Genomic DNA, 11,534 nt, shown 5'->3' on the forward strand with positions numbered 1-11,534 from the left:
TTGTAACGTCGGTAAGTCGGCAGATCAGTCAATCTGTAACCGGTTTTCGCCCGTCAGGCCTCCTATTATCCCGATGGCTGTCTGAACCGAGTGTAAAAATTGGCACGGGCCTGGCTGCTGGGGCCAGTGCAACGCCCAAGAGGCCTATTTTTGGCTGGATTTCATATTCAGAATGCCGGCGCCGATGATCAAAGCGCTGCCGATGAGGGTGGTTATGATCACCACTTCATCCCAGAACATCCAGCCGAACAGGGCGGCATAGAGGACCGCAGTGTAGGTGAACGGCCCCACCTGTCCGGGTTTGGCAACCTGGTAGGCTTTGGTCATCAGCAGTTGTCCCAGGGTGCCGGTCAGGCCGATGGCGGCAAGCCAGGGCAGGGTGGAGAGGCCGGGGCTGGTCCAGCCCCACAGGAGGGGGACGGCGGACACCAGGGTGGCCAGAATACCGAAGTAGAACACAATGCGGTGGCCGGGCTCGGTGTCCGCCATGTGGCGGATGGTGACCTTGGCCAGGCTGGCCAGAACAGCGGCGCCCACACCCACCAGTGCCACCGGCTGAAAGGTTTCAGCCCCCGGGCGCAGCACAAACACAACCCCCACAAAGCCAATGATGATGGCCCACATGGTGCGCAGATTGATTCTCTCGCCAAGCCAGAGCAACGCAATCAAAGGTAAAAAGAACGGCGAAGATAGTTTCACCAGGGCGGCCTCTGCCAGGGGCAAATGGGTGATGACATAAAAGTAGCCGTACATGGCGGCGACACCCACAACCGATCGCATCAAGTGCGCGCCAAAACGAGTGGTCTTGAGGCTGCGCAGGCCGTGATGGGAAATCAGCGGGAGCAGAAAAAGCAGGCCAAACAGATTGCGGGTGAACACCAGCATTTCATGGGAGACATCCTGCGACAGGTACTTGATCAACGCCGCCATAATGGACAGCATCAGTTCGCCGGACAGCAGCAAAATCGCGCCCTGACGTAAATCGTTGGACATACTCTGGCTCACTGGGAAATAGGCCAGTATATAAAGCGTGCAATTGGATGTCAGGTGGTCAGCTGAATTTTTCCACCCGATAGCGCTGGACGCGGATGCGGTCACTCCAATAGTCGGCAGGTAATCCCGCTTTCAGTTTCAAGTGGGTGATGAATTGTTCCGGGGTTGGTAACTGCTCCCAGACCTGGGGCAGAAACGTGGCGCGACGTTGCCCTTCCTGCAGGATCAATCCATCCTGCTGTGGGACCAGTTGTTGCAGCAAATCCTGCTCACCGCTGAAGGTTACCTCAACCGGCGCTGAGAGCACCGATATCTGTAAGGTCAGATTCGATAGCTCCGCGGCTTGTAGCGGGGGGAACCGTGGATCCTTGAAGGCGGCAGAAAACGCATTATGGGCCACATCACTGGCCAAAGACCGGTAAGCCTCCAGCGAGCCAATACAGCCCCGCAGGTCCGACCCCTGTTCCAGGGTTACAAAGCTGGCACCCGGTGCCGTAAGCGGCGCCGGCAGGCTGTCAGCCTCAACGTTAAGCGGGGTGTTGGTCTGCAATCCGGATTGGATAGAGCGCCAGGCGATATCCAGCAGTATGCGCTGGTGTTCTGCCGACAGGCTCATGATGCTTCCCAGAATGCCCAGGCACCATACCCCACCACCCGGTCATGATCTCCGGTGGTATCGCCGGAGTTACACATATCCAGTGTCTTGACGCGCATGTGTCGGCGGCGGGCCACGTTGAGTAATCCCTTCACCGGGTTGCGGCCACAGGCCTGGTCATCGTCGATGTGAGCGGGGTTCATGGATTCGATGGCATCGCAGGTTTTGGCGTCCATTTGCTGCGCGGTGGCGTAATCATGAAAGTGACTGAGGTCGGAACTGATCACAAACAGGGTTTCCTCGCCACCCCACAAACGCTCGATGACTTCGGCTACGGACTCGGTGTCTGCTTCCCCGACCACCAAAGGGACCAGTTTGAAACTGCGCAGTATTTTTTGCAAAAACGGCAGCTGCACCTCCAGGCTGTGTTCGTGTTCATGGGCCTGATCCAGCAGCCCCACTTGCGGTAATTCGGACACTATCGCCAAAGCGGAATGATCGATTGGAATATCCCCCAGGGGGGTTCGATAAAAATCGGAACCGCAGAACGCGATGCCATGAAAACCCACCCGGTGTGACGGGCCCAATAACACCACCCGATTGATTTGGTCTGCAGATAACGCCAACTCATGGTAAGCGCGGGCCGCCGTGGCGCCGGAATAAAGGTATCCGGCGTGGGGAACAATCAAGGCCTTGGGAGACCTTAAATCTTGACCTAAATCATTCTTGTTTGCAGATACGCCTGACAAATATTTCTCAACCGCTGCGTCCAGTATCTGCGGTTGGTCCGGATAAAACAGGCCGGCTACGGCTGGTTCCCTGATGGTTCTCATATTCACCGCCTTCTATTTGTTCAGGCAAAGAGCTTCTTGGCTTATAATGGAGGCAATTTACTTTATTTCAATACCGTATCCGGTTTGGACTGACGGTTTTGATGGGAGCCAAACGCAAACGCGTTATACAAAATTGTTATGAGCGGAGTGTATTCTACAAGCCATTCTGAAAGGCGCATGTTGCAGTTGGCAGCCAGTGCGTCGGTTTTTACCGCCATTCTTTTACTGGTGGTGAAAGCTTACGCCTGGTGGTTATCCGGCTCGGTCAGTGTGCTGGCCTCGCTGGCGGATTCAATGATTGATGCGCTGGCCTCCTGCGTTAACTTTATCGCCGTGCGTTATGCCCTGCAGCCTGCAGATGAAGAGCACCGGTTTGGCCACGGCAAGGCGGAATCGCTGGCCGGATTGGGGCAATCCCTGCTGATCATGAGTTCGGCCATCTACCTGTTTGTTCAGGCGTTGGAGCGGATCATCAATCCACAGCCGCTGGAGCAGGTAGACGTGGCAGTGGGTGTCATGGGATTTTCCATCATTGCAACGCTAATGCTGGTGTTATACCAGCGCTGGGTGATAAGCAAAACCCATTCAGTGGCCATCAAGGCGGATTCGCTGCATTACGTTTCTGACCTGTTGACCAATATAGGGATTGTGGTGGCGCTGGTGCTGACCCAATTTGGTTGGCAACAGGTCGACCCACTGCTGGCCATTGCTATTGCGATTTATATTTTCTACACCGCCATTATGATCTGGACCGAATCCATTCAACATTTGTTGGATCGCGAGCTGCCCGAAGAGGAACAGAACAAAATCGAACGCATCGCCATGGACCATGTTGAGGTGCTTGGTGTTCATGAACTGCGTACACGACAATCCGGGCGCGTGAAGATAATTCAGCTGCATCTTGAACTGGATGGCAATATGCCGTTGTGGCAGGCTCACGATATTTGTGATGAAGTGGAAAAGGAAATCAAAGACGAGTTTCCCAGCGCCGACGTGTTGCTGCATCAGGATCCGTTTCGGGCAGACCCTGACACCAAACCCGTCCGCAAGTCGAAGCCGCTCAATCCGCTACGAGCTTCAAAATATCCAGCGCGCTGACCACGCCGACGATCCTTCCTTTATCCCGCACGAATACCCGATGAATGCCATTGGCAACCATATCCCGGGCAACCTGGTTCACCGGGGCCTGGGCATCCACATCGAACACGGCGGGGGTCATGATGTCGGTGACGGTGGTTGCTTCCATCAGCGCATCATTGTATTCGTCATCCAGATAACCCAGGCGGGAATCAAAATCCAGGCTGTCTGTGTAATAGCCGTGTCGTCCACGTTCATCCCTTTCATCCTGCTCCATACTGGTAAAGCGGGCGACGTCCGTTACGGAAACCACCCCTAACAACTGTTCATCGTCATCCAGCACGGGGGCACCTGTGATGCCATTGCTCACCAAAAAGTGGGCGAGTTCAGCCACTGTCCAGGATTCGTGGGCTGCCAGTAATGAAGTGCTCATCACGTCCTTGGCCAGTAATGTTTGCGGTAACAATGCTTGTCGGGAATCACTTGTATTGGCCATAAGCTTGTGTAACCTCTGTGTAGACTCTCTAGCATAATGCTATAGATTTTGGTGCACGGTGTTGATGTGTATCAATCACCATACTCCAAGCCGAAAAGGGTAGCAACGAGTAGCAACGAAAAGGGCAGCACTATGGAAGCCAAGGATATCGATCAGCCTGATCAGTTCCCACACCCAACCGCACACATTACTTGGCTTGAAACGCATATTTCAACCATCATCCTGACCGGTGACTGGGTGTATAAAATCAAGAAGCCCGTGGACTTTGGGTTTCTGGATTTTTCCACTCTGGAAAAACGTAAACATTACTGCGAGGAAGAGCTGCGTTTGAATCGTCGCACGGCGCCGGATCTTTACGTCTCAGTTGAACCCCTGTGTTCAGACCAGGGCCGGCTTAACTTTGTTGGCCAGGGGAAGGTTGTGGACTATGCGGTGAAAATGCGCCAGTTTGATCCGGATGCATTGCTGTTGAACCGCATGGAATCGCTGCTTTCTGATTGGCCATTCCTGCAGAATCTGGGCTACGAGCTAGCCGGGTTTCATGAGCAAGCCAAACAATGTGCAGCGGGGGAAGACTACGGCAGTGCCGCCAGCGTGTTATATCCGGTAGAAGAAAACTTTCGGCAGATTAAAGCCCGGCAGAGCCTGGTGGATAGCCAGCAGCGGCTGGAGCAAATCGAGCAGTGGAGTCGTCAACAGTGGCAGCGCCTGGAGCCGGTGTTCGAGGCGCGTAAAAAGCAGGGCAGGGTGAAGGAGTGTCATGGGGATTTGCACCTGCAGAACATTGCGCTGATAAACGCTGAGGCCGTCATGTTTGACTGCATTGAATTCAATGAACGCTTTCGTTGGATTGATGTTGCCAATGATCTGGCATTTTTGTTGATGGATCTGGAAATTCACAACTATCAACAACAGGCCAATGCGGTGCTGAACAGCTATTTGGAATACAGTGGTGATTATCAACTGTTGGCGGTGCTGGATTTTTACCGGGTCTATCGGGCAATGGTTCGTGCCAAGGTGGCGGTGCTGAAGCTTGAACAAACCAAGCAAGAAGAGCAGGACAGCTTAAAGCGAGAGATACAGCAGTATTTTGACTATGCTCAGTCTGTAATCCATGGGAACAAACCCTGTTTGGTGCTCACCTGTGGTGTCTCCGGCAGTGGAAAAAGTACGTTGGCCCGGCAATTGGCCGGCCGACTCCAAGCCATACAACTGCGCTCCGATGTCGTCAGAAAACAACTGGCTGGGTTAAAACCGCTTGAGAGCAGCACAGGGATAGATCCTCATAACCCCAATGCCCTCTATTCATCGGAATATACCCATAAGACCTTCGACCGGCTGAAGGTGTTGGCAGAACAGGCGATCAGGTTGGGCTATGCTGTTATCGTGGATGCGACCTTTATTACCCGTAATAGCCGACTTGTTTTTCAGCAGTTGGCCGCTGACCATGCACTCCCCTATTTTATCGTGCACATGGATGTACCCCATGCGACCTTGAAGCAAAGAATTCAAGCACGGCAGAGTCGGAACAACGATGCATCTGAAGCCGGCGTAGATATCATGGAAAAGCAACTAAAACAATTCGAGCCATTTGAGGCGGATGAATCCGGCGTGGTTTTAAGTGTCTCGGCGAATGTGGATGACCCTATCATTGAACAGATAACCCACACCGTTCGCGCTGCACTGGAATAAGGCCCCGACGTTCAGTGATGACTACTCTGCACCTTGGGGCGATTCATCGTTTACCTTGTATATTATGTAAGGCTGACCCATGAATGAGTTGTGTGCGCGATACACTTCGGTGACCGAAAGCGACTTGTCAGCAAGGTGCATGTCGAGAGTGGGTTTAATATCCGCAATATAATCGATCTTTTTATTCAGAATGTACTGGTCTATGCGGTTTTCTGCGATGTAGGGTAAGAGCTCGAAATTGTTTATGAGCCCATCCAGGTTTATCACAGGTTGTTTGCTGTAGTAACCAATTACCCCGGCATTCCAGGAGCCGACGATGGCGGATTCAGGAACGTTCTGATTCAGCCACAGTGCCGCGTTATAAGCTGCATCATTCCAGGACAAGCGCCAATCGTAATTTTTGGAAGGCACTGTCCAATAGTAATTGAGAGAATGCAACAGGCTTACAGCGAGCGCTATCAGCCATACACACACCAATACCGCTTTGCGAAGCTGAACGTTCAGAAGCTGTTGGCCACAATAGCTGAGTGCTGATGCCAGGAACACGCTGGTGATGGCGACGATAATGATCTCATTCTCCACCCACCACCAGCGCACCATGGCGTAACCGATCTGATTGGGGTAGATCATAATGCTGGCTACGGCGTCGCAGAGGCCAAAAATCAATACGTAATTGAAACCCCAAAGTGCTTTGAGATCCCGTGCCAAATGCCTGGACCACTCTTTCGGATGGCCAAACAGAGCCGGGCCCAGCAGGCAGGCGACAAACACCATGGCGAGCACCGCCAAGGTGGGTGAACCACCCAGGCCAACGATGTTTCTTGCTCCGATTGGCCAGAGAGCATCACTCATCCGTGCAGTCACAAACCATTCCAATGCGTGCAGATGATGCCAGTATACGTTCTTGAGAAAATCGATTGACCACACGCTCTGCACGTTCCAGCAGCTGCTGGACCGTCACCGCTTTGACGGCACCGCTGATGGGGCCGATGTGTCCGCTGGTTAAATAATTCCAGATACCATAGGGTATGATCAGTGCACTGCTGGTGATTCCCGCCACCAGTACCAGCTTAAGCCGGTGCGTAAACCCTGGTTGATGGCCCAACACCAGGTAGTGAGATAGCAGTATTGCGATTAAAAGGCCCGCATTGAGCCGGGAAAGTGCCGTTAAGGCCAGCAATATTCCCAGTGTAATGGCGCTTTTGGTAGTGGGGCGATTTTGGAAGGACAAGTGGTAATAAGCGATGGTGCTAACCAGCGTAAAGGCATACAGGCTGGATTCCATTCCCCATAAACGTGACCAGACAATGCCCAGGGGAAACACAAAGGCCCCCACCGTAATGATGCCCGCAAGCAGGCTTATTTTCCGCTGGAACAAGTGCAACAGGATTGACAGAGAGCCCAAATGCAAACACGTCGTCAGGGCCACAAACAGCCGCGCAAAGGTGTCGGGCTCGCGTATTCCAACCCAGTAACCGAGCTTGGCAACCGCTGTCAATATCATTGCCCATAATGGTTGCACACCGTTAGTGCTGTTGATGCCATCGTAAGTCCAGTGACCGAACAGGTGGTAATTGATGGCGACATTAAAGTAGTAGAACGCATCGTCACCCCGGTGAATGAAATTCTCAATAGGGATAAACGTCTGTATAAGCAGCAGCGGTACCGCTAACAGCAGCAGAAGCTGCGGGTTTAACCGTATATCTCGAAAAGCAGCGAATGGTTGTGCCAAAGTGTGACCCCGCGGCAGTTTGATTTGTGTCTGGTATTAAAGATGAAGAAATAATAATCTACTCCTTAGTTATTTAAAAGACACGATGGAATCGTCATTGCATGCAGAAGCGTGATAGTTGGATTGATTGCCTTAAGGCGTTTGGGATGATTTTGGTATTTCATGGCCATGTCATCGAGATTGCATTCGGCGATCAGCGATCCGGGGCCCTGTACCATCAGTTCCAGTACATATATTCCTTTCATATACCCTTGTTTTTCTTTCTATCAGGCTATGTGGCGAAAGCCCCATCGGGTACCTTTAGCCGGTTTATCCGCGGTAAATTTTTTACTCTGGTGGTTCCTGCCAGCTTTTTTGTGCTTTTGATGACCGGATTGCAGTTCGTGTACGATCTTCTCACCAATAGCGGCGCCCAGATGGTGCACTATATGCAGATGCTGCTCAGCCCGCTGGGGGGATTTCCCAAAACGGCATGGCCTGCCTGGTTCCTGTTTTGCCTGTTTTCAGCCCATGTGCTTTTCTGGATAACCTACCCACTCTACGCGCGCATGAAGTGGGTGTTTTTACCGGCGTTGTTTATTGTGGGTGCTGCTTCGATTGTAAAGATCGATTTGGTTTCTGAGATATTACACATTCAGAACAATTTTTGGTTTATCAATAATGCCCCCATGGCGTGCTTTTTTCTGTATTTGGGGCATACCCTAAAAACCTATCAAGTGCATCCCTCTGCAATGCCCACCTTGGCGAAAGTTGTACTGGCTGTGGCTCTATTACCCCTGGCCTATTGGCTGGCCCCGTTTAATAGCGGGCCGTTTCTGCGGGATAAAGAGGCGGTTATCCTGGCCATTGCGCAGATAGGCGATCCACTTTGGTTTTTGCTGAGTGCGGGGCTGGGGATTGCGAGCCTGGGTCTGTTTGTGGATCTGGTGAAAAAATCAGGCTGGATTGCCAGAATAGGGGAGCTCAGTTTGCCGCTGTTGTTCTTTGCCAGTGTCTTTTTTCACATTATTAACGTTCGCTTGATTGTTCTGTTTTACAGTTATGTTCAGGCGTACCCGGTATTGGTCACTATAGGTATAACCCTGTTGAGTTTGGCAATTTCTATCCCCGTGGCGATAGTGATGCAAAAGCTTGCTCCCCAGCTGCTGGGTGCTCCCGCTGCTCGCGGGCCGATACTGCCGCCGTTGGTTAAAGGCTAATGCTGTTTACCAATTAAGCGAAACTTTTTGCGCACGGCAAAAGCACAGCCGTCTTTGCAGGAGGCGGGTATTGTTTTGGAAAATGCTATGGCAGAAAGTGCCAAGCCCAAGCCTTCACTATATGAGGCATGTATGAATACCCATGATCCCAATAAAAAGTATTGCCTATGTTTTGAGAAGAAGGCTCATAAGGTACTTAGCAATAAGGAAGAGCAATTTTTTAAAGCTGCAGGGAACCCTGCATAAACTGCCATTTGCAGTACACCTCTTTGATTTCTTCTTCGCTACAACCAACGTTGAGCGCTGCGTTTAAAAAGGGAAATTTGTACTGCACTTAGTAACCCTTCAAGAAAGCCAGAATCTTGTAAATATATACAGTAGACAGGGTCTGTACAAAGCAAGATCATAATTTGGATATACCGGAAATTCCGGTATTTGCTTTCGAGATATACCGAAGATTCCGTGATTTGCTCCTTGGATATCATGAAGGTGTCGGTTCACTAAGTTGTTAGGCGGCCAAAGGATTCGTGCATGAACCAAAGATTATTAAGTGGCGAACCGACCACATTCAAAAAGCTATATCCACAAGTTAAGTCTCTGAGGCTAACGGGTCAGGAACATGGTGATTTCCCTGAGATGTCCTTTATTACCTATAAATCAAGAGGACTGATCAACTGTAGTGAGTCATCTATTCCTGCTCTGTTACACTGTTCAAATCCACGATGCCAGCAGGGTGGTCATGATCTACAGTTTTTGATCGGTTCTGCGATCCGAAGCCGTGAAACTAGATTAACAGAGACTTTATATTGTAATGGACACGAGGGTACGCCAAAAGGCAGGAAGATTGGCGATTCTTGCGGGAATTATATCGAGCTAGAAATTGCGATTGAATATGTTCAGGAATAATGCGCCATACAAGGGCATACAGTGGAGCAACCTACGCTCTGCCATATTTATGGTGCGTTGCTACGCTCCTTTTTACCACCAATATGGCTCCACTGCGGTTGCCCACTGAAGCTGACGCTAGCTTTATATCCAGCCAATTGACAGGAGAAATGAAATGAAAATCACAGCAATCACGTCCGAAGATTTACCATTTCGTAATTCTACAAGTGCCGCATGTGCAGCTGCTCGTGTTGCGGATGTCAAAATGAAACTACCGGGAATTCCAGGTGATTTTAATGTCCAATTTGTTGGTACAGGAACAGCTACAATACCAATAGATACACAAAACGTTTTTAATTTAAATAATGAACAAAATAGCGTCGAAATGAAGTGGTACCAAAACAAGTTCATTGGTCATCACTGGTTGCTCGGAGATTTCTCAGTTGACTTATCAGAGGATAAAGAATCAATAGGAACAATTGATGTTGTATCTATAGAAGATTTCGGTGCAAACACTGTCAATACTAACGACTTTTACTTCGATTTCAAATTTAAGAGATTTCCATTTCTAAATATGAAAAATGAAACACCAATAAGAAATAGTGCTGTTATTGCAAGTGTTCCACCTATTGGGTCAATCTACAAGCTCGATAGCGCGAGCGAATTTGTAAAGTTTAAGATGGGAGAAAGCAGCCTTATGTCAACCGGTCCTGCTTCCACAAGAACGATAAAATTCAACCAATGTGATGTTACGGTGTTCCCAGAGCGAAATGTCGAACTAAAGTTGATGGATAAATTGGTCAGGCCGGATGGCGGCTACTCGGTGTCGGTAGAAATCACAAACATTACTAATGTTGAAGCTACTTTTGCTTACTTTTCCGTCATTCATTATGCAGGTATTACAGTGGATAATGACTACGGTTTCGCTCTGCTTAAATCTGGGCAATCCAAAATAATTACATATTCACTCTCATCTAGCGTGAATAACAGAACCATAGATATTCCATTTTTCGTAGCATTGTATAAACCAACAAAACTAAATGGTTCCCGATCACTAGATCTTAACTTTGAGTTCTAGAAAGTTAACTTACAAGGTGTTGAACGTGGACCCAGCTACGTTCCACCAGCATATGTTCGCTTCGTTCACTTTAACATATGCTGGCTCCACTCCGCTGAGCAAGTTAACATGGCGTTAACGATCCGTGTTACCCACAATTAGTAGACATCCTTTATAGTTAGACTAACCACTATGGAGGTGTCCGAGATGGCACGCAAGAAGACCCAAGCTTATACCGAAGAATTCCGCCGAGAAGCGGTAAACAGGGCCTCGAAAGAAGGCATTACTATTGCTCAGGTTGCCAAAGAGTTAGGAGTGAGTGCCCAGCAGATCTATAACTGGCGTCGTCAGTTCACCCGTCTTTCTGATAAGCAGTTCAATACGGTAGATGGTGTTGATTATTCCAAGCAGGAGAGCGAGGAGACGCGTAGGCTACGTCGGGAAAACAAGAAGCTCAAAGAGGAGCTGGAATTTTTAAAAAAGGCAGCGGCGTACTTCGCGAACGACCAAAAGTGAAGTACGCCTTAATCAGGGAGTACATCGATCAGTATCCTGTTGCGCTCATGTGCCGTGTTCTGAGGGTATCCAGGTCCGGCTATTATCGCTGGCTGGAACGCCCTGTTAGCGATCAGGCACAGCGACGATTGGAGATGGAGGCGCTAATCAAAGACACCTACGAGTCCTTTGAAGCAGTTTACGGAGCGCCAAGATTGGCGAAAGAGTTGACGGAGCTTGGTCATCCCTGTTCCGTCAACTATGTCGCTCAGATCATGTTTGAGCAGGGTATAAGGGCCTTGAATGGAAAGGGATTCAAGTATCCTAGACATAGCCTGACGATGCATAATGTTTCGGACAACCTGCTGTGGCGCGACTTCTCTGCCTGCCAGCCAAACGAGAAATGGACGACCGATATCACCTATATCTGGGTCAAGGATCGTTGGTTGTATTTGGCGGTGGTGATGGATCTGTTCTCGC

14 protein-coding genes are annotated in these 11,534 nt (G+C 50.1%); 8 read left to right on the top strand and 6 right to left on the bottom strand.

The features are described 5' to 3' along the window. Window positions 1-144 precede the first annotated feature (144 nt). Genes D9N13_RS04735 through amrB form a run of 3 tightly spaced genes read right to left on the bottom strand, consistent with a single transcriptional unit; the run spans window position 145 to window position 2,421 of the window. Window positions 145-993: a DMT family transporter gene (locus tag D9N13_RS04735; protein WP_290586566.1), complete on the bottom strand. Its 849-nt coding sequence runs from the start codon at window positions 991-993 to the stop codon at window positions 145-147. Between the two features lie 58 nt (window positions 994-1,051). After that, entirely contained in the window at window positions 1,052-1,609 is a 558-nt protein-coding gene (gene amrA, locus D9N13_RS04740) for an AmmeMemoRadiSam system protein A (RefSeq protein WP_290586569.1), read from the bottom strand. Further along, window positions 1,606-2,421, bottom strand: coding sequence for an AmmeMemoRadiSam system protein B (gene amrB, locus D9N13_RS04745; protein WP_290586571.1), 816 nt, complete (start codon window positions 2,419-2,421; stop codon window positions 1,606-1,608). Before amrB ends, amrA begins: the two co-directional genes overlap by 4 nt. A 177-nt stretch (window positions 2,422-2,598) precedes the next feature. Between amrB and D9N13_RS04750 the strand changes: the two genes are divergently transcribed. Beyond that, window positions 2,599-3,519 carry a cation diffusion facilitator family transporter gene (locus D9N13_RS04750; protein WP_290586574.1) on the top strand — a complete coding sequence of 307 codons (921 nt, stop codon included), beginning with the start codon at window positions 2,599-2,601 and terminating at the stop codon, window positions 3,517-3,519. Here D9N13_RS04750 and D9N13_RS04755 read toward each other — a convergent pair. Next, a complete protein-coding gene (locus D9N13_RS04755; protein ID WP_290586577.1) occupies window positions 3,482-3,994 on the bottom strand; it encodes a CBS domain-containing protein in 513 nt (170 codons plus the stop codon). The genes D9N13_RS04750 and D9N13_RS04755 overlap by 38 nt on opposite strands. Window positions 3,995-4,126: 132 nt before the next feature. Between D9N13_RS04755 and D9N13_RS04760 the strand changes: the two genes are divergently transcribed. After that, window positions 4,127-5,686, top strand: coding sequence for an AAA family ATPase (locus tag D9N13_RS04760; protein ID WP_290586580.1), 1,560 nt, complete (start codon window positions 4,127-4,129; stop codon window positions 5,684-5,686). Window positions 5,687-5,707: 21 nt separating this feature from the next. On the opposite strand, the gene D9N13_RS04765 is transcribed toward D9N13_RS04760, so the two are convergent. Beyond that, window positions 5,708-6,550, bottom strand: coding sequence for a hypothetical protein (locus D9N13_RS04765; protein WP_290586583.1), 843 nt, complete (start codon window positions 6,548-6,550; stop codon window positions 5,708-5,710). Next, entirely contained in the window at window positions 6,531-7,418 is an 888-nt protein-coding gene (locus D9N13_RS04770) for a hypothetical protein (RefSeq protein WP_290586585.1), read from the bottom strand. Before D9N13_RS04770 ends, D9N13_RS04765 begins: the two co-directional genes overlap by 20 nt. A gap of 101 nt (window positions 7,419-7,519) precedes the next feature. On the opposite strand from D9N13_RS04770, the gene D9N13_RS04775 reads away from it, so the two are divergent. The 6 genes from D9N13_RS04775 to D9N13_RS04800 all read left to right on the top strand — a co-directional run. Beyond that, complete coding sequence (locus D9N13_RS04775) at window positions 7,520-8,617, top strand: acyltransferase family protein (protein WP_290586587.1); 1,098 nt, start codon at window positions 7,520-7,522, stop codon at window positions 8,615-8,617. Window positions 8,618-8,644: 27 nt separating this feature from the next. Next, a complete protein-coding gene (locus D9N13_RS04780) occupies window positions 8,645-8,863 on the top strand; it encodes a hypothetical protein (protein ID WP_290586590.1) in 219 nt (72 codons plus the stop codon). A gap of 285 nt (window positions 8,864-9,148) precedes the next feature. Then, window positions 9,149-9,523, top strand: coding sequence for a hypothetical protein (locus D9N13_RS04785; protein WP_290586593.1), 375 nt, complete (start codon window positions 9,149-9,151; stop codon window positions 9,521-9,523). A gap of 154 nt (window positions 9,524-9,677) precedes the next feature. Then, on the top strand, window positions 9,678-10,580 hold the full coding sequence (locus tag D9N13_RS04790) for a hypothetical protein (RefSeq protein WP_290586596.1): 903 nt from the start codon (window positions 9,678-9,680) through the stop codon (window positions 10,578-10,580). 186 nt (window positions 10,581-10,766) lie between these two features. After that, window positions 10,767-11,075 carry a transposase gene (locus D9N13_RS04795; protein ID WP_290586599.1) on the top strand — a complete coding sequence of 103 codons (309 nt, stop codon included), beginning with the start codon at window positions 10,767-10,769 and terminating at the stop codon, window positions 11,073-11,075. After that, on the top strand, window positions 11,072-11,534 hold a 463-nt coding region (locus D9N13_RS04800; protein ID WP_290586603.1), incomplete at its 3' end, for an IS3 family transposase. The genes D9N13_RS04795 and D9N13_RS04800, both read left to right, overlap by 4 nt.

The organism is Ketobacter sp. GenoA1, assembly GCF_003671475.1.
Taxonomy (GTDB): Bacteria; Pseudomonadota; Gammaproteobacteria; order Pseudomonadales; family Ketobacteraceae; genus Ketobacter.